The 22237-nt window shown below is 58.8% G+C and carries 22 protein-coding genes; 15 read left to right on the top strand and 7 right to left on the bottom strand.

The window, feature by feature from the left end; translation table 11 throughout:
* Positions 1-289: 289 nt before the first annotated feature.
* On the bottom strand, positions 290-2464 hold the full coding sequence (locus IE061_RS12285; RefSeq protein ID WP_189464137.1) for a TonB-dependent receptor: 2175 nt from the start codon (positions 2462-2464) through the stop codon (positions 290-292).
* 203 nt (positions 2465-2667) lie between these two features.
* On the opposite strand from IE061_RS12285, the gene IE061_RS12280 reads away from it, so the two are divergent.
* Positions 2668-3522, top strand: coding sequence for an iron-siderophore ABC transporter substrate-binding protein (locus IE061_RS12280; RefSeq protein WP_189464136.1), 855 nt, complete (start codon positions 2668-2670; stop codon positions 3520-3522).
* 78 nt (positions 3523-3600) lie between these two features.
* On the opposite strand, the gene IE061_RS12275 is transcribed toward IE061_RS12280, so the two are convergent.
* On the bottom strand, positions 3601-4485 hold the full coding sequence (locus tag IE061_RS12275) for a LysR substrate-binding domain-containing protein (protein WP_189464135.1): 885 nt from the start codon (positions 4483-4485) through the stop codon (positions 3601-3603).
* Between the two features lie 284 nt (positions 4486-4769).
* Here IE061_RS12275 and hglS point away from each other — a divergent pair, with 284 nt between their 5' ends.
* Positions 4770-6131, top strand: coding sequence for a 2-oxoadipate dioxygenase/decarboxylase HglS (gene hglS, locus IE061_RS12270; RefSeq protein ID WP_096921922.1), 1362 nt, complete (start codon positions 4770-4772; stop codon positions 6129-6131).
* Between the two features lie 206 nt (positions 6132-6337).
* Here hglS and IE061_RS18340 read toward each other — a convergent pair whose 3' ends face one another.
* The 3 genes from IE061_RS18340 to IE061_RS18115 all read right to left on the bottom strand — a co-directional run bounded on the left by IE061_RS18340 (position 6338) and on the right by IE061_RS18115 (position 7676).
* Positions 6338-6424 (bottom strand): small membrane protein YohP, encoded by an 87-nt coding sequence (locus IE061_RS18340; protein WP_443089279.1) that lies wholly within the window; start codon positions 6422-6424, stop codon positions 6338-6340.
* A gap of 232 nt (positions 6425-6656) precedes the next feature.
* The gene (locus tag IE061_RS12265) at positions 6657-7451 is read right to left on the bottom strand and encodes an IclR family transcriptional regulator domain-containing protein (protein ID WP_096921923.1); all 795 of its coding nucleotides are present in this window, start codon (positions 7449-7451) and stop codon (positions 6657-6659) included.
* Between the two features lie 66 nt (positions 7452-7517).
* Positions 7518-7676, bottom strand: coding sequence for an HAD family hydrolase (locus IE061_RS18115; RefSeq protein ID WP_229800872.1), 159 nt, complete (start codon positions 7674-7676; stop codon positions 7518-7520).
* An 18-nt stretch (positions 7677-7694) separates the two neighbouring features.
* Here IE061_RS18115 and IE061_RS12255 point away from each other — a divergent pair, with 18 nt between their 5' ends.
* Together IE061_RS12255 and aroQ are read left to right on the top strand one after the other, a co-directional pair.
* A complete protein-coding gene (locus IE061_RS12255; RefSeq protein ID WP_229800871.1) occupies positions 7695-8033 on the top strand; it encodes a hypothetical protein in 339 nt (112 codons plus the stop codon).
* Positions 8030-8476 carry a type II 3-dehydroquinate dehydratase gene (gene aroQ, locus IE061_RS12250; protein WP_016915326.1) on the top strand — a complete coding sequence of 149 codons (447 nt, stop codon included), beginning with the start codon at positions 8030-8032 and terminating at the stop codon, positions 8474-8476. Before IE061_RS12255 ends, aroQ begins: the two co-directional genes overlap by 4 nt.
* A gap of 88 nt (positions 8477-8564) precedes the next feature.
* Here aroQ and IE061_RS12245 read toward each other — a convergent pair whose 3' ends face one another.
* Positions 8565-9515 carry an AEC family transporter gene (locus IE061_RS12245; protein ID WP_096921924.1) on the bottom strand — a complete coding sequence of 317 codons (951 nt, stop codon included), beginning with the start codon at positions 9513-9515 and terminating at the stop codon, positions 8565-8567.
* A gap of 167 nt (positions 9516-9682) precedes the next feature.
* On the opposite strand from IE061_RS12245, the gene IE061_RS12240 reads away from it, so the two are divergent.
* From IE061_RS12240 to IE061_RS12190, 11 genes are all read left to right on the top strand, one after another.
* A complete protein-coding gene (locus IE061_RS12240) occupies positions 9683-10981 on the top strand; it encodes a class-II fumarase/aspartase family protein (protein ID WP_229800870.1) in 1299 nt (432 codons plus the stop codon).
* A 205-nt stretch (positions 10982-11186) separates the two neighbouring features.
* Complete coding sequence (locus IE061_RS12235) at positions 11187-12020, top strand: CoA transferase subunit A (protein ID WP_096921926.1); 834 nt, start codon at positions 11187-11189, stop codon at positions 12018-12020.
* Positions 12020-12793 (top strand): CoA-transferase subunit beta, encoded by a 774-nt coding sequence (locus IE061_RS12230; protein WP_189464133.1) that lies wholly within the window; start codon positions 12020-12022, stop codon positions 12791-12793. The genes IE061_RS12235 and IE061_RS12230 overlap by 1 nt, the downstream gene beginning before the upstream one ends.
* A 10-nt stretch (positions 12794-12803) precedes the next feature.
* Positions 12804-14006 (top strand): 3-oxoadipyl-CoA thiolase, encoded by a 1203-nt coding sequence (gene pcaF / locus IE061_RS12225; protein ID WP_081194442.1) that lies wholly within the window; start codon positions 12804-12806, stop codon positions 14004-14006.
* A gap of 11 nt (positions 14007-14017) precedes the next feature.
* Entirely contained in the window at positions 14018-15187 is a 1170-nt protein-coding gene (locus IE061_RS12220; RefSeq protein ID WP_193461718.1) for an alpha/beta fold hydrolase, read from the top strand.
* Positions 15188-15232: 45 nt separating this feature from the next.
* Positions 15233-15955, top strand: a complete 723-nt coding sequence (pcaH, locus tag IE061_RS12215) for a protocatechuate 3,4-dioxygenase subunit beta (RefSeq protein ID WP_039174913.1) — start codon at positions 15233-15235, stop codon at positions 15953-15955.
* Positions 15956-15971: 16 nt separating this feature from the next.
* On the top strand, positions 15972-16616 hold the full coding sequence (gene pcaG, locus IE061_RS12210; protein ID WP_193461717.1) for a protocatechuate 3,4-dioxygenase subunit alpha: 645 nt from the start codon (positions 15972-15974) through the stop codon (positions 16614-16616).
* 310 nt (positions 16617-16926) lie between these two features.
* Positions 16927-17955: a TRAP transporter substrate-binding protein gene (locus IE061_RS12205; protein ID WP_193461716.1), complete on the top strand. Its 1029-nt coding sequence runs from the start codon at positions 16927-16929 to the stop codon at positions 17953-17955.
* Between the two features lie 6 nt (positions 17956-17961).
* Complete coding sequence (locus IE061_RS12200; RefSeq protein ID WP_230478457.1) at positions 17962-18549, top strand: TRAP transporter small permease; 588 nt, start codon at positions 17962-17964, stop codon at positions 18547-18549.
* Positions 18498-19787: a TRAP transporter large permease gene (locus IE061_RS12195; RefSeq protein WP_189464131.1), complete on the top strand. Its 1290-nt coding sequence runs from the start codon at positions 18498-18500 to the stop codon at positions 19785-19787. The genes IE061_RS12200 and IE061_RS12195 overlap by 52 nt, the downstream gene beginning before the upstream one ends.
* 26 nt (positions 19788-19813) lie before the next feature.
* A complete protein-coding gene (locus tag IE061_RS12190; protein WP_193461715.1) occupies positions 19814-21265 on the top strand; it encodes an aldehyde dehydrogenase in 1452 nt (483 codons plus the stop codon).
* Here IE061_RS12190 and IE061_RS12185 read toward each other — a convergent pair.
* The gene (locus IE061_RS12185) at positions 21258-22169 is read right to left on the bottom strand and encodes a helix-turn-helix domain-containing protein (RefSeq protein ID WP_189464129.1); all 912 of its coding nucleotides are present in this window, start codon (positions 22167-22169) and stop codon (positions 21258-21260) included. The two genes, IE061_RS12190 and IE061_RS12185, sit on opposite strands and share 8 nt — an antisense overlap.
* Positions 22170-22237 lie beyond the last annotated feature (68 nt).

Below are 22237 nucleotides of genomic sequence, written 5' to 3'. Positions count from 1 at the left end.
CCCAGCCGTTATCAGAGACTTCATAACGTTCGACCATGACGGTTCTCCTATGCAGCTATCGCATAGGCAAATTTAGCAGATATGACTTTTCGTACAAAACCTAGTGCTGGCGACACGATGCTAGGGGCGAGTTGACGGGGCCAGTGCGCCTTGAGTCTGCCCTGCCAGCCGGATAATTCAGCTGGCAGGGGAAACCAGTGGTCGAACGGGGCAGAAAATGACCGCTGCTTCGTTGATTTGACCGCACTGAGTGCATCAGCTGCTCAGCGACGAATTGTTCAGCTGTTCCTTAAAACTCGACCGTCGCCGACAGCTTGAAGGTGCGCGGTTCGCCTTGGACCAGGTAGTTCGCAAAGGAGGTCGAGGCGCCGGACCAGTAGTTTTCGTCGGTCACGTTGTCGATGCCCGCGCGCCATACCCAGTCAGCGCCACCCAGCGGGGTGGTGTAGCGCAGGCCGAGATCGAGGCGTGTCCAGGAGTCCAGCTGCAGGTCGTTGGCGACATCGGCGTACTGGGAGCCCGTGTGCAGGACGCGACCCGTGGCCGTGAGGCGTTCGATGAAGGGCGTGTCCCATTCGCCACCGAATACAAATCGGTACTCAGGCACGCCCGTGGCGTCGTTTCCTTCGTTGCCATCCTGGGTTTTGGTGAGTTTGGCGTCTATCCAGGTCGCGCTGCTGAACAGGCGTACTCCGGGGGTCGGCTCGCCGTAAAGGCTTAGTTCCAGGCCGCGATTGCGCTGCTCGTTATCCAGGTTGCCGACGCCATCGACGACTGCAGCCGAGGGCAGCTCGATCTGGAACAGGCTGATGCCTCCACCCAGGTTGCCGTAGTCGAACTTGGCGCCCACTTCGTGCTGCTCGGCGCGGGCAATGCCCAGGTGCTGGCCAAAGTTCATCGCAGTGGTATCGGTGACCGTGCCGCCATCCTGCAAGGCTTCGACGTAGTTGGCGTAGAGCGAGACATTCTCCGTGGTCTTGAACACCGCGCCCACGGCGGGAGTGACCCGACGGTCGGCATAGCGGTTGCTGCTATCGGCATTGGGGCGCTCGTCGATGTCGAGTTCCTGATAGCGTGCGCCCAGTGTCAGCAGCAGCCGGTCATCGATGAAGCCCAGCGTATCGCTCAGCGTGACCCCTTGGGAGCGGGTGCGCGTCACGCTCCCCCCCACGAACGGCGTGCCTTCCGGGCGGGATAAATCGACCGGGTTATAGATGTTGGTGGTGCCTGCCGCGAGGAAGCTCCAGTCGGTGTCGAACTTGCGATAGGCGCTGGAGTAGCCAACGGTGATGTCGTGGCTGACCGGGCCGGTCAGCACGTAGCCACGGAACCCTGCCTGGCTGGCGATGTTGTCGATGTGGTTGCTGGTTTCGAAGTCGTTGACGCTGGCGTTGCCCGCGTCATCGGTCAGGCGCGGAGTGGCCGACACGATGCCTTCGAGCGTGCGATTACCGCCTAGGGCCGCGAACGCGGTCCAGGAGTCGGTGAGGTCATATTCGCCCCGGACCATGCCGAAATTGGTTTCCAGTGCGGTTCCACCGAACGAGGGGGTGTAGTTCAAGGAGGCGTCCGGCGCAGCGGGCACCTGGGTGGCCACGCCGGTGTTGACGCTTGAACGGCCATTATCCAGGGTGAGCTTTTGATGGCCGACATCGAGCAGTATCCGGCCCTGTTCGCCACGGTAGTCGAGCCCCACGACGGCGGAGGTATCGCGCTGGTTTTCGTCATCGATGGCGGTGTCACCCCGGCCGCGCGTGGCGCTTACCCGCGCGCCCCATTGCTGTTGTTCACCATAACGCTGGCTGGCATCGACGCCCACTTCGCCGTAGCCATCGGAGCGATAGCCACTGGAGAGGTTGAGCATCGGGTCATTTCCTGCACGCTTGGGCTCGATGTTGACGGTGCCGCCAATGCCGCCGTTCCCGCCGATGGGAATGCCCGAGGTAAAGGCACTGGCGCCTTTGAAGACTTCGACGCGCTCGGCCAGGTCGCTGTTGATAATCTGCCGTGGCAGGACACCGTAGAGGCCGCCATAGGCCACGTCGTCACCGGTCAGGTTGAAGCCGCGCACCTTGTACGCTTCGCCGTAGATGCCAAAGCCCAGCCCTACCGATACCGAGGCATCGTTTTGCAGCGTATCGCCCAGCGTCTGGGATTGCTGGTTCTCCATCAGCTCACTTGTATAGCTGATGACGTTGAAAGGCACGTCCATCGCGTCCCTTTCACCGATCAGGCCCACGCGGCCCCCTGCCGCGATTTGGCCACCGGCGAAGGCTGGCGGCGGCGTATCGCCGTAGGTGGGGATGGTGCCCGTGACGGTGACGGTATCCAGGGATTGGGTGTCGGCACTCGTTTGTGCCCAGGTGGCCACGGGCGTCATGCCCATTGCGAGCAGTGTCATCGCGCGCAACAGCCGTGCTTTGCGGCGCTGGGCCGCTGTGTTGGAGGTGTTCCCGAGAGGCATGGTATCGATCCAGTTTTGTGTACGGCAGCGCCTGGCGTTGGCGCCACGGCCACCTGCCCGATGTGGATCTATATGATAAACAAAATGAGAGGCATTAGCATATGCGGGTGTGATTTTTTCGTGATGCCTTGCAAAAAGTGCCTATTGACGTCTAAATGTGGTCTCTCTTTTCTGATGCTCTCGCTGCCATGTGCCACCGGTCGATGCTTTCTTTCCTGGCTCGCTGCTGTTTGATGGCCGCTTGCTGGCTGCCCTTGTCGAGTGCCCACGCGCAGTGGGCCACCCTCAACTGGACCATTGCCGAAACGCTGCTGGCCATCGACGCGCCGCTGAGCGGTACCGCTCAACACAAGGGCTACCATGAGTGGGTAGGGGAGCCAGGAATTCCCGATGGCGTTGCAGACCTGGGCCTGCGGTCGCAGCCCAACCTCGAACTCATGGCCCAGTCGCCCCCGGCGCATACGTTCATTTCACCGATGTTCGCCGGTTTGACGGAGCGGCTGGAACGAGTGGCCCCGGTCACGTCGTTTTACCCCTATTCCCCCGGCACCCATACCTGGCAAGAGATACACACACTCACCCGCCAGCTGGGGGAGTTGACCGACCGCCGAGAGCAGGCCGCGCAGCTCATCAACGAAACGCAGGCGCTGCTGGCAACACTTCGCCAACAGCGCCCCGATACGCCGCCGCTACTGATAGTGCAATTCATGGATGCCCGTCATGTCAGGGTGTTTGGCGACAACAGCCTCTATCACGCCGTGCTGGAGCAGATCGACTTGGCCAATGCCTGGGATCGGCCCACTAACGCCTGGGGATTTTCACTGGTGGGGATCGAAGCGCTCTACGACTACCCCGAGGCCACGCTGGTCGTGGTCGAGCCGCTGCCCGCCGGGGTCGAAGCATCACTGGCAAAAAGTGGTTTATGGCAGCACTTACCCAGCGTTAAAAACGCCACGCTATTGCGTTTACCGCCGGTATGGAGTTTTGGCGCGCTGCCTGCTGCGCAACGCTTCGCGCGGGAGCTGGTGGCTGCCCTGATGTTACGCAGTTCCTTGTAGTAAGGGGTTGTGCTGTTAAGGCTATTTTGGGGCGGGCTGGAGGCTGTTCTCCATACATCTGCCCAGCCTCATCAAAGCCTATCCCTCCCCAAACGGCACCACATGCTCAACAAAGCGGCGCACCTTGGCGAGTTCTCCTAGGTGTTCGGGGTAGACGAGGTAGTAGGCGTTGCGGCTGAGCAGTTGGTATGGCCATGCCAGGGCGAGCCGTTGGCTCTCCAGCTCTTCATCCACGGTGAAGTGGGGCACCAGTGCCACGCCGCCGCCTGCCATGGCGGTCCTGACCAGCATGGGGAAGGTTTCGAAACGGGTGCCGTGGTAGCTGCGCTCGGTCATGACGTGCTGGCTGGCAAACCAGTGGTGCCAGGCATCCGGGCGGGTCGAAAGGTGTAGCAGTGGGCGCTGGGTCAAATCGTCGAGTGAATGAATCGGGTGCTGGGCCAGCCAGGCTGGGGAGGCGACGGCGACCATGAGGTCGTCGGCCAGCTTGTGGCAGGCCAGGTTGGGCCAGCTGCCGTGCCCATACAAGAGGGCAATGTCGATGTTCTCCTGCTCCAGGTCGAAATCCTCGACGCGGTCATGAAACGCCAGGCTGATACCAGGATGCGCCGCCATGAATGAGGGCAGCTTGTTGGCCAGCCAGCGACTGCCGAAGCTGGGCAGGGTGGCGATGTTGAGCACTTCGCTGTGGCCGCTGTACGTCATGATGGCCTGGGTGGACATCTCGATCTGGGTCAGCACCTTGCGCACATCGCTCAGAAAAATCGCCCCTTCGGGGGTCAGCAGCAGGCTGCGGCGTACCCGGCGAAACAGCTTGTGCTCCAGGGTAGTTTCCAGCTGTGCCACTTGTTTACTGACCGCGCTCTGGGTCAGGTTCAGCTCGTCGGCGGCCCGGGTGAAGCTCATGTGACGGGCGGCCGCCTCGAAGCACTGCATGGCGGTGATGGAAGGAAGATTGCGCATGGTGAACGCGGGCGCTCCTGGGCAAGCGTCACTCAACGGAATGACGGTAAGGAATCCCACCCTACCAAAGGGCACTCCTGGGCGCCATGCTGTTGCGTACCCAGTGCTAGCCGCTCTTTATAAAAGCCTTCAAGCATTCCTTTTTGGCATGCATTGAGTGCTTTTTTTCGTTTGTGGTTCGCTCCCCGAGTCGGTTTGATAGAACGCAACGCAAGCACGTGTCATAAAGAGGCCATGAGGCTGGCGACGCTTGCCGTTCTTTATCGACCCCAGAGAGCCACAACATGTCCTTTATCACTACTGATGCAATACGCGACCGTTTCTCCAAAGCGATGTCGGCCATGTATCAAGCGGAAGTGCCGCAGTACGGTGCGCTGCTGGAACTGGTCGAGCGCGTGAACCAGGAAACCCTTCAACAGCAGCCCGCGCTGCGCCACCGGCTGGAGGCGCAGGGCGAGCTGGCTCGGCTGAGCGTTGAGCGCCACGGGGCGATCCGGGTGGGCACCGAGGCCGAGCTTGCCATGTTGCGCCGGTTGTTTGCGGTCATGGGCATGTACCCGGTGGGGTATTACGACCTCTCGGAAGCGGGCGTGCCGGTGCACTCTACGGCGTTTCGGCCCATCGAAGACGAAGCCCTGGCGCTGAACCCTTTCCGGGTCTTTACCTCTTTATTGCGCCTGGAGCTGATCGAGAGCGAGGCGCTGCGCCGTCGCGCCGAGGAGATTCTGGCCCAGCGGGATATCTTTACCCCAACGGTGCGGGCGCTCATTCAGCGCCACGAAACCCAGGGCGGGTTGAACAGTGAAGAGGCCGACCAGTTCGTCAGCGAGGCGCTGGAAACCTTCCGCTGGCATCAGGAAGCGACCGTCGATCTGGAAACCTACCAGGCGCTGCACGACGAGCATCGCCTGATTGCCGATGTGGTGTGTTTCAAGGGGCCGCACATCAACCACCTGACGCCCAGAACCCTGGATATCGACGAAGCACAGCGTCGCATGCCGAGCATGGGCATGAACCCCAAGGCGGTGATCGAAGGGCCGCCCCGCCGTGAGTGCCCCATGTTGCTGCGCCAAACCAGTTTTAAGGCGCTAGAAGAGTCGATTCGCTTTGCCGGAGACGATCAAGGCACCCATACCGCCCGCTTTGGCGAAATCGAGCAGCGCGGCATGGCGCTGACCCCTAAAGGGCGGGCGCTTTATGATGAGCTGCTGAACCAGGGGCGTGCCCAGACCGCTGGCCTGGATAATGACGCCCATCAGGCCATCATGGAGCGCGTGTTCGCCGCGTTTCCGGACCACCACGAGGCGATTCGCACCGAGCAGCTGGCCTACTTCCACTATCACCTGACCGACGCCGGGCGGGCAGCCAAGGGCCGCGCCGAGCACGCCGACCTGGAATCGCTGCTGGCCCAGGGGTGGGTCGAGGCCCAGCCGATCACCTATGAAGATTTTCTGCCCGTCAGTGCCGCCGGTATTTTCCAATCCAACCTGGGCGGCAGTGAAAACGGCGCTTACGCCGGTAACGCAAACCGCGACGCCTTCGAAGCCGCCCTGGGCGCCCCGGTGCAGGATGAGCTGGGGCTGTATGCCGAACGCGAACAGCGCTCGAAAGAGGCCGTGCTGGCGTGGTTGGGTGGAGCAGGTTAGGCGGGGAGAGAACTTATAGAAGAGTCTTGGATGAGCATATTGCGGCACGATGGTTTTAATCAGGCCACAAAAACTCAAGTGTGCCAAGAGGTCTGCAGAATACCTACTCCTCTTGGCAACCCTTTGCTTTACAGTATGGTTTGAAATATCAGTGCTTTGTTTAGGAGGGCATCAATTCATTAAAAATGAGCAATATGGCACTCAGCCTAGAAAATCAGCATCAATAGGCCTATGACGACCAGTAGGCCAATCATGAAAATGATGCCGACGGTGCTTGCCAGAAATTTCAACATGTTATCTCTCCTTGATTGTGAAGATTAGCTCCTCATGAGCTAACGAGATAGGTGTATCCTTAGTTCATATACTGTGCTCAATGTAGAAGCTAGCCGATGTTTGTGCAAAAGTTGAGCACAAGCAGTTATATGCTTTGCTCAGCTATCTTCATGAAAATGAATGAAATATTTTAAAGATAGCTGGCGGTGCGCGCATTTTTCTCGACTGCTTCACGAAGCTTGAAGCTCAATGCTAGGCACTGATCGTCGAGCGGATCAAACGCCCTTTTTCCTGCAGGAGCGGCAGGTGGTGTTTAAGCAGCGTCTCCATATCGACCCTGGCCGCATTGGTACTGATATTGATGGCGCCCAGCAGCTTTCCATTCATATCAAATGCAGGGACAGCCAACGACCTCAAGCCTGGGTCCAGCTCCTGGTCAGAGATGGCATAGCCTTGCTGACGAACCTTGTTGATGCATTTTTTAAGGTACTCTTTATCGGTAATCGTTTTCTCAGTATGGCGCTCGAGTACAATTCTCGATAAGTAGGCATCCAGTGCCGATTCAGAGAGCTGAGCAAGCAGCACACGGCCCATGGATGTGTGGGCCGCAGGCAGGCGTGTGCCCACAGAGAGCGAAATAGACATCAACCGATGGGGGGCGGCGGAGCGTGCGACATAAATCACCTCATCGCCATCCAGAATGCCTAGTGATGACGATTCCCCGCACTGCGCAGTAATATCCTCCAGATACTGCTGGATCACACTGCGATAATTGTTGGCAGAGAGAAAAGAGTAACCGAGCTGTAATACTTTGGGAGACAGCTCAAAGTAACGCTGCTGTTTTCTAACGTATCCCAGCGCATGTAGCGTCAGCAAAAATCGACGTGCTTTTGCGCGGTTCATGCCGGTACGCGCAGCCACTTCGCTGAGGGTCATTCTGGGGTGTGAATCGTCAAACGCCATGATGACTTCCAGGCCGCTGGCCAAGGCGGTAACAAAGTCTCTGTCATCAGGCTGCAGGGCATCTGCCTGTAGAATATCTGCCATGTTGCATTCTCATTGGTGGATGCTTGGTCAGGCAACAATGTAGCATATTGTTCGAATGCCGAACAATTATTCCAGGCTCAGCAGCGCCTCTTCCAGTTGACGCAGGTCATTGATGACCACGGTATCGGCAGGGAAAGGGGATGGGTGGGGCTCTGCAGCGACGCCAATGAATCGCGTGCCGTTGGAGCGAGCCGCGCGGTAGTCATTGTAAGAGTCGCCAATCATGACCGTGCGCTTTGCCGCATGGCCTTGTCTGACCAGCAGCTGCCCCAAACCAGTGGCTTTATCAGGGGGTGCCCCCACCGTCTCAATAAAGAATTGCGCAAGCTGCCCGCCGAGTTGGTAGAGGCACGCCATTGGATCTTTGACGCGGTGTACGTGCCCGCCGTCACCGAGTTTGTTGCGGCGGCGAAGCAGGTCGGTGCTGCGGTGGTGAGCGGTGTTAGCCTGTTCGTCTTTCAAGGCGTCGACGCCTTCAAGTTTTTTTGTGAAGATGACGCTAAACGCGAGGCAGCAGCACAGCAATCGGCCACGCTATTTGCCCACTATCGCCGCCAACTGCTGAAGGAGAATGATGCATGAGCCAGGCTAAAGTGCTTGTCCTGCATGGGCCCAACCTGAATTTGCTGGGCACCCGGCAGCCGGAAATCTACGGCTACGAGACGCTGGAAGACGTCAATAACGCGCTGCGTGAAAAAGCGGTCATGGCGGGATGGACGCTGAACTGCCTGCAGAGCAACCACGAGGGCGCCCTGATCGATGCCATCCACGCTGCACGGCTCGATGGCACCCAGGCGATCATTATCAATCCTGCCGCTTACACCCATACCTCTGTGGCTATCCTGGATGCTCTGAATGCCTTCGAGGGCACGGTGATTGAAGTGCACATTTCCAATGTGCACAAGCGTGAGCGCTTTCGCCACCACTCCTATGTCTCACTGCGGGCCGATGGTGTGATCGCCGGGCTGGGCACTCAAGGCTACCAGGCGGCCCTGGACGCGGTGATGAAAGCTGCCGATCAGTAACACTCGCGGGAGCCATATCGCGCCTGATGACGAGCCGCTTCCTATAAGGGCGGCTCTAACCGTCACGAAGCGCACATCATTGGCGCTATCAAAAAGCCAGCCATTGGGTAAGGCTGACCAGCCAGAGAATGAGGCTAAGGGTAAAAAAGGAGGCCACCGTGGCTACCAGCATGGCCGCCGCGCTGACACCCCCCAGGCCATAGCGTTGCCCTAGCAGTGGGTAGATACTGATCATCGGGGCCGCCGAGAACAGCAGTGCCCCTACGAGATAGATAGGCTCGATGCCGGGTACCAGCAAAAAGACGATAAGGATGGCCAAGGGGTGCAGGATGAGTTTGCCCATCACGATCTGGCTCACATCGCGCGCCATGCCTTTGATCTGCAGGCCAAAAAGAGTGCCGCCGATGACAAACAGGGCGGCCGGGCCAGCTGCATTGGCCAGCATGTCAATGGCTTTCCTCAGGGGCAAGGGGATGGTGACACCGGTCGCCGCCAGCAAAATACCCACACACAAGCCGACGAGTACGGGATTTTTAGCGAGGCTCGATACGGTCTTCGTGACGGTTTTCCATGCACTGCTCCCTTGTTGTGTCGTCATCTCTGCGAGAATGATCGCCATGGGGATGATCAGCAGTGTCTCGATGATCATGTTCAGCGCCAGCAGCACCGCCGCGGGTGACCCGATGACCATCGCCGCCACGGGGTAGCCAACAAAGCCGCTATTGGCCGCGGCCATGCCGAGTGCTTGTATCGAGCTGACATGAGGTGGTTGGTGCTGATACCGCCAGGTGAGCAGTAGCGCACCGCCAAAGATCAGCAAAGAGCCTATTCCGTAAGCGATCAGATAATTGAGCTGAAAAATCTCTTCCAGCGGGTGCTGGGTCAACGCTCTGATGATCAGGGCAGGTAGGGCACAGTAGAGCACGAAAATGGCGACCCCCTGCATCTGCTCGCGCTCAATCACCCCGCTCCAGCGGGCGATATAACCAGCACTGATGAGTAAAAATATGGGCGTGGTAATCGCAAGAATGGCGAGCATAAGATCTCGGATTGGCGGTCAGTGAAAGAATGAGCATTGCCCTACTTATCAGACCAATTTAGCATGGCGTTCGAATTGCGAACAATTGTACGTTTGTTTATTGCGCGCTACCTACCGTTTCAAACAGCGAGGTTGATATGCCTTCCGCATTTCTAAAGCATCCGTTTATGAGCCAGCACGGCCTCTGTGCCTGCGATGACTCGGCCATGTTACAGGCCATGTTGGCCTTTGAGCTTACGTTAGCCAGGGTGCAAGAGGAGAGCGGCGCCATTCCGCCCGGGGTGAGCCAGAAAATGCGCGAGGCGTTAGCAAACGCGACGTTTGATATGGATGAGCTGGCTGCAGGTATCGCGAGCGGCGGCAATGCGGCGATACCTTTCGTCAAGCAGGGGCGAAAGCGTTTATCCGATGACCTGAAGCGTTACTGGCATGTCGGCGCCACGAGTCAGGATGTGGTCGATTCAGCCATCATGCTCCTGCTGAAGCCTCGGCTAGCGGCCATGGATACGCTACTGCTGCGGTGCCGTGCAGCGGCGCTGGCGCTGATGGAGGCCCATGCAAAAACGCCAATGGTCGGTCGAACGTTAATGCAGCAGGCACTGCCCATGACCTTTGGGGTAAAAGTCGCGCATTGGGCCGTCGGCCTGGAGCGGTCCCGGCGTCGTTTGGGTGCCATCGAGCTTCCTGTGCAGTTTGGGGGTGCCGTGGGAGTGCACTCCGGCTGGGATGCTCAGGGCCTTGGGTGGATGGATGCGTTGGCAACGCATCTCGGTTTGGCAGCTCCAACGCTGTCTTGGCATACCGATCGTTACCCTGTTCACGCGCTTGGTACGGCCCTGGATGCCGTGGTCGGCGCTGCAGAAAAGGTAGCGCTGGACGTCTCCCTGCTGACCCAGACAGAAGTGGGCGAAGTCGCTGAGCCCTCTGCCCCCGGCATGGGGGAGTCCTCTTCCATGCCCCATAAACGCAACCCCGTACGCAGTGCCTTGATCCGCGGGGCTGCACGCCAGGTACATGGTCACGCCTCGGTGCTGTTGAATGCTGCCGCCCATCCTTTGGAGAGGGGGCTGGGGGAGTGGCATGCCGAATGGGCGCCGCTCATCGAAAGCGCGCTGCTCACGGAAGGTGCGCTGGAGCAGCTGGTGGTGTTGCTCGAAGGGCTGGAAGTGTATCCAGAGCGCATGCAGCGCAACTTGCGGGCGACGGGCGGCGGCATCATGGCAGAGCCCGTGGCGAAGTTACTGACGGCCTGCCTCGGGCCTGAGCGCGCGAAGGCCTTGAGTGCTGAAGCGGCAGAAACCTCCCGTCTTCAGGCGCGACCCTACGCGGAAGTCCTGCTCGAATATCCTGACGTTAACCGTCAACTAACGCCTGAAGAGCTGAGCCGGGTGTGTGACCCCGCTTTATACCTTGGTAGCAGCGAGGAGCAGGTGATACGCGCAAAAAATTGGCTTTTAAAACTGTAAGTTGTTGTTATTTAATATTTTTGTTGGGTTTTCGAGAATGCCTTTCATCATGCCCGCGAGGCATTCAGTGAAGAAGCCATTTGACCCCATTATCGTTCGACAGTAACTTGTTCGTATAGAGAATCTATGTTCGTTTAACGAACATAACGAGTTAGTACGCCAATACGAATAAGTACGCCAACGTCCAGTGAAGAGGCAACCAACAATGGCCGAGTTTCTCAGCTTGCATGACGCGGTAGCGCGCTACGTCCAGGACGGCGCTACCGTGGCCATGGAAGGGTTTACCCATTTGATTCCTTTTGCGGCAGGTCACGAAGTGATCCGCCAGAAAAAGCGCGACCTGACGCTGATTCGGATGACCCCAGATATCATCTACGACCAGCTGATCGGGGCGGGTTGCGCCAGGAAAGTGATCTTTTCCTGGGGCGGTAATCCGGGCGTGGGTTCCTTGCATCGCCTGCGCGATGCCGTTGAGAAAGGCTGGCCGCATAAGGTCGAGATTCTGGAGCATAGCCACGCCGCCATGGCCTGTGCCTTCGAAGCAGGGGCCGCTGGCCTGCCGCTGGCCGTGCTGCGTGGCTACGTGGGGAGCGAGCTACCCAGCGTCAATGAGCAGATCAAGTTCATCGAATGCCCCTTTACCGGCGAGCGCTTGGCCGCCGTGCCCTCCGTGCGCCCCGATGTTTCCATCATCCACGCGCAGCGGGCCGACCGGCAGGGGAATGTACTGGTGGAAGGAATCGTCGGCGTGCAGAAAGAAGCCGTGTTGGCGGCCAGGCAGAGCATCGTCACGGTGGAAGAGATCGTTGATGACCTGAACGCCCACCCGAATGCCTGTGTGATCCCCAGTTGGGCGATCAGCGCGATTGCCGTCGCCGAAAAAGGGGCGTTGCCCTCTTATACTCACGGCTACTACGGGCGCAGTAACCGTTTCTATAAAGAGTGGGATGCCATTGCCCGTGACCGGGATACCTTCACCCAGTGGCTCGACGACAACGTGTACCGCACTGCCAGCAATCCCGTAGGAGGCCAAGCCTGATGAGTCTGGAATATACCTCTTCTGAAATGATGTCGGTGACCGCCGCGCGGGCGCTGGAAAATGGCATGACCTGTTTTGTGGGCATTGGGCTCCCCTCGGAAGCGGCCAATCTGGCGCGCCTGACCCATGCCCCGGAAGTGGTCCTGATCTACGAATCCGGCACCCTGCAAACCAAACCCGATGTGCTGCCTCTCTCCATTGGGGATGGTGAGCTGGCCGAGACGGCGCTGACCACCGTGGCCGTGCCTGAGATGTTTCGCTACTGGCTGCAGGGCGGCAAGATCGACGTGGGCTTTCTGGGCACCGCGCAAATCGACCGCTACTGCAACCTGAACACCACCTTGATTGGTGATTATCGTGAGCCCAAAGTGCGCCTGCCGGGCGGCGGTGGTGCCCCGGAAATTGCCACCAACGCGGGCGAGGTGTTCATCACTCTCAAGCACTCTCGGCGTGCCTTCGTAGAGCGCGTGGATTTTGTAACGACGCTCGGGTTTGGCCGTGATGGCAAGGGGCGCGATAACGTGCCCAATATCGGCAAGGGCCCCACCCGTGTGATCACCGACCTGTGCGTGATGAAGCCCGACCCGGACACCAAAGAGTTGGTGGTAGTATCGCTGCATCCGGGCGTGAGCCGTGACGATGTGATTGAGGCCACCGGCTGGGAGATTCGCTTTGCCGAACAGCTCGAGAGCACACCGGAGCCCAGCGAACACGAATTAACCATCTTGCGTGAGCTGAAAGCGCGCACCGAGCGGGCCCACGCGGGCGCATGAGGAGTTTGCCATGAGTGACGTTTATCTTTGTCATCCCCGTCGCACCGCCATTGGTCGCTTTGGCGGCACCCTGGCCAGCGTGCGTCCCGACGACTTTGCCGCCGCGATTTTCAAGGCAGTACTGGCTGACGCGCCGAACCTGGACCCGGCGGCCATCGAAGAAGTCTTTATGGGCTGCGCCAACCAGGCGGGAGAAGACAACCGCAACGTGGCGCGCATGGCGTCGCTGCTGGCGGGCATGCCCACCTCGGTTCCCGGCACGACCATGAACCGCCTGTGTGGTTCGGGGATGGATGCCGTGGGCACCGCTTTCCGTGCCATCAAGGCGGGCGAAATGGAGCTGGCGTTGGCGGGCGGTGTGGAGTCCATGTCTCGGGCGCCCTACGTCATGGGCAAGGCCGACAGTGCCTTTGCCCGCAGCCAGACCATCGAAGACACCACCATCGGCTGGCGCTTTATCAATCCTGCGATGAAGAAGGCCTATGGGGTGGACTCCATGCCGGAAACCGCCGAAAACGTCGCGGAGCAGTTCAACATCTCCCGGGAAGACCAGGACGCCTTTGCGCTGCGCTCCCAGCAAAAAGCCGCCGCGGCCCAAAAGGCCGGTCGCTTTGCCCAGGAGATCACTGCCATCGAGATTCCGCGTCGCAAGCAGGCAGCGCTGCTTTTCGACCAGGACGAACACCTGCGGGAAACCACGCTGGAGAAGCTTGCGGGCCTGCCGACGCCTTTCCGTGATGGGGGCAGCGTCACGGCGGGCAACGCCTCGGGCGTCAACGACGGAGCGGCGGCCATGCTGGTGGCCAGCGAAGCCGCGGTCAAACGCCATGGCCTGACCCCGATGGCCAAAATCATCGGCATGGCCACCGCCGGTGTCGAACCGCGCATCATGGGTTACGGTCCGGTGCCCGCCGTGCAGAAGTTGCTCGAGCGCACGGGGATCGCCATGGACGATATCGATGTGTTCGAATTCAACGAGGCCTTTGCTGCCCAGGCCTTGGCCTGTATGCGCGACCTGGGGCTGGCCGACGATGACCCACGCGTCAACCCGAACGGCGGTGCCATCGCTTTGGGGCACCCGCTGGGGATGTCGGGCGCGCGGCTGCTGCTGACGGCGGCCCACGAACTGCAAAACAGTGGCAAGCGTTATGCGCTGTGCACCATGTGTGTCGGCGTGGGGCAGGGCATTGCGACGCTGATCGAACGCGTTTAACGGAGGCAAGCATGGCTTTTCATACCCTCAATGGCCGCAGCGTCGCCTATCGCCTGATGGGGTCAGAAGTGAACCCGCTGATCGTGCTGGCGCACCCGCTGGGCATGAGCCAGGCCGTATGGGATGACGTAATCCCCGCGCTGCTGCCCCGCTACCGCGTACTGACCTGGGATCTGCCTGGCCACGGTGCCAGCCAGGCGGTGAGCGGCCGCCAGGTGACACCGGCAGCGCTGGCCGACGAGGTGCTGGCCTTGGCTGCGCTGGCGGGTGCTCAGCGTTTTCACTTCGTGGGTACCTCGATTGGGGGTGTGGTGGGCCAGCAGTTGATCGCCGCGCATGCCGAGCGATTATTGACGGCCACCCTGACCAATACTGGCGCAGTGATTGGTCATCCTGATTTATGGAATACGCGGGCCGAGCGCGTTCGTCAGGAAGGCCTGGCGGCGATGTCTCAAGAGATCGTGCCGCGCTGGTTCGCCCCGGCAGCGTTCGAGGCAAGCCCCGCACTTAAAGCAGGCTGGTGTACCCAGATGGGGCGTGGCGACGACGAGTCCTACGCCCAGCTTTGCGAGATGCTGGGGCGTGATACCTTCACCGGCAAGCTCTCGGGGCAAAAGGTCAAGGTACAGCTATTGGGTGGCAGTGAAGACATGGCCACCCCGCCTGCGACACTAAAAGCGCTGGCCACGGAACTCGATGGCGCGCCTTTGGAGATTCTGGACGGCGTTGGCCACGTGCCCTCGGTAGAGGCCCCAGTGCTGTTCGCGCAAAAGCTTCTTGCTCTGCTGGCTACGGACCTGGGCGATGTGGCGAACCAGGGCGTGGCATACGCCACGGGGCTGGAAACCCGCAAACAGGTATTGGGAGAAGAGCATGTAGCGCGCTCTACCGCCAACGCCAATAGCCTCGATACGCCTTTCCAGCAAATGATTACCCGCTTTGCCTGGGGAGAGCTGTGGAGCAACGAGGACTTGACCCGCCGCGAGCGCAGTATGATTACCACCGGCATTCTCGCTGCTCTCGGCCGTGAAGAGCTGTCGCTGCACTTGAAGACTGCCAAACGCATTGGGCTGACAGAAGCCGAGCTGCGCCAGGTGTTGATGCACGTGGCGATTTACGGTGGCGTGCCGGCAGCCAATCACGCTTTTGCCCTCGCTAAAGAGCTGGGCTGGGGCGAGTAGCCTAGTGACGATGAGAAACATCGATTCAAACAAGAGGTAAAGGCGATGACCCACGACAATAAACGCTTTGTGGCCCGCGACCGCAGCTGGCATCCACCCGCTTACGCGCCGGGTTACAAGACTTCCGTTGCCCGCTCCCCCCAGCAAGCGCTGGTGAGCATGCAGCAGCCTACCGTCTCCGAGCTGACCGGCCCCGATTTTAGCCACTTGCGCATGGGTCCCCACGATAACGACCTGCTGATGAACTTTAGCCACGGTCAGGGGCTGCCCCAGGGCGAACGGATCATGATGTTTGGTCGCGTCGTCGATCAGTTTGGCAAGCCCGTGCCCCACACGCTGGTCGAAATGTGGCAGGCCAATGCCGGTGGTCGTTATCGCCATAAAAACGATAAGTATCTGGCACCGCTGGATCCTCATTTTGGAGGGGTAGGGCGCTGCTTGACCGATGAACAGGGTATTTATCGGTTCCGCACCATCAAACCCGGCCCCTACCCTTGGCCGAATGATATGAATAGCTGGCGGCCTGCGCATATCCATGTGTCGGTCACAGGGCCTGCGATCTCCACCCGGTTGATTACCCAGATGTACTTTGAGGGTGACCCACTGATTCCGCTGTGTCCCATCGTCCACACATTGAAAGATCCTGACGCCGTGGAAACCATGATTGGGCGGCTCGACATGGCCCACAGCAAACCCATGGACTGTCTCGCCTACCGCTTTGATATTGTGGTACGCGGCGAGCTGCAAACTTTCTTTGAAAATCAATAAGGTCAGGGGACGAAGGATGAAGCAACCTGTGATTCAACCCAATAGTCAGCCGACCAGTGCACTCATGCTGCGCGAAACCGCCTCGCAAACCGCTGGCCCTTACGTGCATATCGGCCTTGCCCTCGCGGCTGCCGGTAACCCGACGCGGGATGAAGAGATCTGGAGCGAGATGGCCAGGCCTGACGCCCAGGGTGAACATATCGAGGTGGTGGGCACCGTCATTGACGGCAACGGCGATCTGGTGCGCGATGCGTTTTTAGAAGCGTGGCAGGCCGATGCGAACGGCGATTACCAGGCCGACTATGACCTGAGCAAGCCGTTCAACAGCTTTGGCCGCACGGCCACCACCTTTGATCGTGGCAGCGAGTGGTCGTTGACCACCATCAAACCCGGCGCAGTAAAGCACCCCAGCGGCCAGCGCATGGCGCCGCATATCAACCTGGCGATCTTTGCGCGAGGGGTGAATATCCACCTGCAGACCCGGCTCTATTTCGATGACGAAGGGGCTGCGAACGACCAGTGTCCGGTGCTGTCGCGCATTGAATCACCGGCGCGCCGCCAAACGCTGATCGCCAAGCGCGAAGAGGTGGACGGCAAGGTGCGTTATCGGCTGGATATCCGCCTGCAGGGTGAGGGGGAGACGGTGTTTTTTGATTTTTAAATCACCTCGTTGACTGGTCTTTTAACGAAAAAGCGCTGCGGGTTGTTACGCAGCGCTTTTTTTGATGTTGATAACAATTCAGAAATATTTGAAAAGTCCAACTTTGTTTACTCAAAGTGCTTTTTGTATCCGTTTCTTTAAGGAGTATTCAGGGCGCTGGTTTTGTTCATGAAATGGCACCGTTATGGCGCATTTGACATAGACGAATGTCGATTGGCTTCACGGTAGATAGTGGACTAATGTGTGGGTTGTGGCGAACTTGAATTCGCTGTGCGAACTACAAATAGTCCAATAATAAGCCGGAGCCTCCATGAACAAACATTTTTCCAAATGCCTCCTTGTGGCTGCTATTACAGGCCTTGTTGCAAGCTCTGTTCAGGCTAGCACGTTACGTATGGCCCACTTCTGGCCCGGTGCGTCGGGAGTGAATGAAGATGTTCTGCAAGCATGGGCGGATACGATTGCCGAAGAGTCCAATGGCGAACTCACTATCCAGATGTTTCCTGCTGGCACTTTGGCCAAGCCCGATTCCATTTATGAGGCGGCGGCCAACGGTATCGCGGATATTGGGGCCACTGCCCAAGGGTACACCGCAGGCCGCTTTCCTCTATCTCAAATTGTCGAGCTGCCAGGGATAGCCTCGACGGCTACTCAGGGGGCTTGCGTCTTGCAGACGCTTTACGATGATGGGCATCTGGATGCCGAGTATGAAGATACGCGTCCCCTCTTCATGTTTACCACCGGCCCAGGCGGTATCCACACCATTGACACCGACGTGCAGACGCCCGCTGACCTGCAAGGGCTGCGCATTCGGCGTCCCACCGCCGTGGCGGGAGAAATGCTCGAAAACATGGGAGCGAGCCCGGTGGGGATGCCTGCCCCAGATATTTATACTTCCATGCAGCGCGGGGTCATTGATGGCCTGAGCTTCCCTTGGGAAGGTCTAAAAGGATTCCGCGTGAATGAGCTGGTCAGTTATCACACCGAAGTACCTTTTTATACGTTGATTTTTGTCGCCACCATGAATCAGAGGACCTATGACAGTCTGTCTGCCGAGCAGCAAGCCGTCATCGACAACAACTCAGGCATGAAGTGGGCCGAAAAGGCCGGTGAAGTGTTTGATCGCCTTGACGTAGAAGGTAAGCAGGAAGCCGTCGACGCCGGACACACTATCCGTGAAATTGAGAATCCCCTTGAGCACCCGGATTGGCAAGCGCCGCTGCAAGCGGGCATTGAAAGCTATTTGACTCAACTGGAAGAGCGCGGTTTGAGCCAAGCCCGTGAGGTGTATGAAGCTGCCCTGGCGGCGAGCGAGTCTTGTGGTGCCCAACAGGGATAAGGTCTCATGACGTCTACTCTTCAGTTGCAGCATGTTCTTGATAGGGCCAGCCATTGGCTGGCCTTTGTTTGCCGCCTGGTGGCCGGCATCGCGCTGATTGGCTTGCTGGCCGTCACCATTGCCGACGTCAGTACTCGCTATCTTGCTCGTGTGACCGAAGGCGCGATGTCGCTGCGGGTCTCCGGAAGCGTCGAGTTGGTCAGCTATTTAATGCTGTTTGCGCTATTAGCGGCGATGGCCGCCAATGTCGAGAAAAGCCAGGTGGTGGTAGAAGCTTTTTCACACCGCTTGCCTCAAACCATCAAGAACCGCCTGCAAGGCCTCTATTTTCTTGGTTTCATGGCGCTCGGGTTGATCCTGTTCGTAGGTCTGCTGGACTCGGCTTCGGCGGCGGCCCGTCATGGCACCACGACGCAAGACCTGCGACTGCCCATGGGTCCCATTTATCAAATGGCTGCTGCGCTAAGTCTGTTGTTAGGGGTGCGCAGCTTCCTTCATGCCCTGCTAGGCATCGTTTATGGCCGGGGTGAGGAGGCGGACTCATGGGGAGTGAAGCGATCGGTGCGATTGGCCTTGGTTGTTTGCTGGTCCTGATGATCTTGCGCGTGCCGGTCGCGTTGACCATGTTAGTGGTTGGCGTGGTCGGGTTTGCCAGCATCATTAGCTGGGATGCCGCGATTGCGCAGCTTAAAACGGTGCCGGTCGAAGTGCTCTCCAACTACAGTTTCAGCGCCGTGCCGATGTTCATTCTGATGGGGGTTCTGGCTGCTCACTCCGGCATGGCCGGTAAGCTATTTGATTCGACGCGAACCATTTGCGGCGGTTGGAAGGGCGGATTGGCGATTTCGGCGATTGGTTCGTGCGGGATTTTTTCGGCGATTTCCGGGTCATCGCTGGCGACCGCCAGCACCATGACTCGGGTCGCGTTGCCAGAAATGGAGCGTTACGGCTATCACCGTGGTTTGGCGACAGGCGCGCTCGCTGCGGGCGGCACGCTGGGGATCATGATTCCGCCCAGTATTGCACTGCTGATCTACGCCATTCTGACCGAGCAGTCGGTGGGCGATATGTTTATGGCAGGCTTGATTCCGGGCTTGATGGGCCTGGTCATGTACGCGTTGACGGTCTCGGTCGTAATGCGCTTGCGTCCCTCTCTAGCGGTCGCAGGGGAGCCCACGCCCTGGAAAGAGAAGCTGGTGTCTCTCACTGGCCTGGTACCCTTTTTTGGCGTTTTCCTGGTCATGATTCTAGGCATCTATTTTGGTGCCTTTACGCCCACCGAAGGGGCCAGCGTGGGTGCATTCGCGACCTTGATCTATGCGCTCGTAAAAGGCATGCGCAGCGCTCAGCTGTGGCGCAGCGTGCAGGAGACGCTGGCGCTATCTGCTGTCGTGTTCTTCATGCTGGTAGGGGCTGAAACGCTGGGTTACTTCATTTCGGTGTCGCGTATTTCATTTTCCATTACGGACATGCTTTACGGGCTGGATCTTTCCCCGCTCGTGGTAGTGCTCATCATTCTGGCGCTCTACTTCGTGTTGGGCATGTTTATGGATTCTATCGCCATGCTGGTGATCACGGTTCCGGTGGTGTACCCGATCATTCAGGCCATGGGCATCGACCCGGTTTGGTTCGGTATTCTGACCGTACTGACCGTGGAGCTGGGGCTTATGACCCCGCCCGTGGGAATGAACGTCTTTGTGATCAAAGCCATGGCTCCGCATGTGCGCTTAGGAGAAATCTTCAAAGGCGTCGCGCCGTTTGTGGTCTCAGACTTGATACGTCTGGCGCTGTTAATCGCTTTCCCCATCTTGAGCACGGTATTTCTGCTGTAGGACTTTGCTGACAAGGAGCCAATACCATGATGACCATCCAGCTACTGCTCGCAGGCGAAGCAACGGCCGCAGAGCACGAAGCCACGTTTACCCGAACGAACCCTTTGAGTGGTGAGGTTGTCACCACGGCGGCGGCAGCAAGTGCAGGTGATGCGCAGAGGGCTGCTGACGTGGCGAGCCAGGCGTTTGATGTATGGTCGCAAACAGGCCCTGGCGAGCGTCGTGCCAAACTGCTGAAAGCAGCCGAGCTCATGGAGGCCCGTCAGGGTGACTTCATCGATCGCATGGTAGAAGAGACCGGTGCTACCGTGGGTTGGGCTGGCTTCAACGTCAAAGTGGCCGCCGATGTATTGCGCGAAGCAGCAGCGCTAACGACCCAGATTCAGGGCGATATCATCCCCTCTAACGTGCCGGACAGCATGGCCATGGGCGTGCGCACGCCCTGTGGTGTGGTGGTGGGCATCGCACCCTGGAATGCCCCGATCATCCTGGGTACACGCGCCCTCGCCACCCCCTTGGCCTGCGGCAATAGCGTGATCTTGAAAGCCTCGGAGCAGTGCCCCGCGACCCATCATCTTATTGGCGAGGTGCTTCAAGAAGCGGGGTTTGGCGACGGTATCGTCAATGTGATTACCAACGCACCGGATAACGCGGCGGATGTCGTGAGTGCGCTGATTGCCCATCCCGCTGTGCGGCGGATCAATTTCACTGGTTCGACCGGTGTGGGCAAAATCATCGCCGAGCAAGCGTCCAGATACTTGAAGCCAGTACTGCTGGAATTGGGCGGCAAGGCTCCGTTGCTGGTACTGGAGGATGCGGATATCGAGGCTGCCGTGGATGCCGCGATCTTTGGTGCGTTCTTCAATCAAGGCCAGATCTGCATGTCCACCGAGCGTGTGGTGGTCGATCACCGCATCGCGGATGCGTTTGTGGACAAGTTTGCCGCTCGTGCGCAGGCCTTGAAAGCAGGCAATCCGCGTGATGAACGCAATGCTCTGGGCACATTGATCAACGCGCAGTCCGGTGAGAAATTGAATAGCCTGCTGGATGATGCCGTGTCAAAAGGTGCTCGTGTCGCGGCAGGTGGTAAGGCCGAGGGCGTCGTGATGCAGGCTACCGTGGTCGATGGTGTGACCCGCGACATGCGGTTGTATCGCGAAGAATCGTTTGGCCCTGTCGTGGCGGTGATACGTGTCAGCGGCGACGAAGAGGCCATTCGCATCGCCAATGACAGTGAGTACGGCCTTTCATCGGCGGTATTCAGCCGGGACAGTGCCCGTGCCATGAAAGTGGCCAGCCGCTTGCAAACGGGTATCTGCCATATCAATGCCCCCACGGTACACGATGAGCCGCAGATGCCGTTTGGTGGCACGAAGTCCAGTGGTTACGGCCGTTTTGGCGGCAAGGCGGGTATCGAAGAGTTCACCGAGCTGCGCTGGATGACGATGCAGCTGGGGCCGCGTCACTACCCTATTTAGGCGTCTCGTCACTCGCCGTTTGGCGCAGCCGGAACTCGCGCGGTGACAGTGCCGTATTGCGCTTAAAAAAGCGCGTGAAGTAAGCCGGTTCAGAGAAGCCCAGGCTGTCAGACACTTGGCCAATCGTCATGTTGGTATAGGTGAGCTGGCGCTTGGCTTCTAACAGTATGCGTTCGTGAAGCAGCTGCAGCGCGCTGCGGCCAGCGATCTGTCGGCACAACATGTTCAGGTGCGCATTACTCACCCCGATCTGCTCTGCCAAATGCTCGATATTGGGTTGGCTGCGGTAGTGCGACTCGATCAGTGCCTGATAACGCTCCAGATGCTGCTGCCCTTTATCGCTTTGCCGAAGAGCGGGGCGCTTCGTCGTATTGGCAGGGGGGCATAGGCGTGAAAGCTCGACCGTCAACGCTTGAATGAGGGCTTCTAGCAGCCTGTGGCGGGAGGGTGCGGGGTGCTGGTACTCCTCGTCGATCTGATTGACCAGCGTGGTAATGCGTTGCGCCTGGTGTGAGGACGACAAAGGGTAGAAATCTGCTTTTCTGAGCGCGCTATGCTCACCCATGAGTGCGTGTAAATGGTCTGCCAAGGGTTTGGCCAGCGTGATGATGTGCCCCTGAACAGTGGGCGAAAAGTGAAAGCCGTGGATGGACATGGCGGGCACGATAATCACCGTGCCGCTTTGTAATGAGTGACTCGTGCCTTCCAGTTCCAGCGTAACGGACCCCTCGCGCACCCATAGAATATGAACAAGATCCACGTGTCGGTGAGGGCGTATGTGCCAGTCATGTAGCTGGCTACGCTCCGCGATGGACTCGCAGTGCAGCAGGTCCGGCGTGGGCCAGTGCTGTGTCTCACCATAAAGCTTGAAGACTGGTACCGGTGGAGTAGAAGAGGCCGTCATCCTGAATCCCTTGCTCGTTTCGTAAAGCGATATTTACTACTAAGGTTGGGTAATAATATTGTAAAAGT

Origin of the sequence: Vreelandella hamiltonii, from assembly GCF_014651795.1 — a bacterium.
Classification (GTDB): Bacteria; Pseudomonadota; Gammaproteobacteria; order Pseudomonadales; family Halomonadaceae; genus Vreelandella; species Vreelandella hamiltonii.
This window is presented reverse-complemented; position numbering and strand designations above follow the sequence as displayed.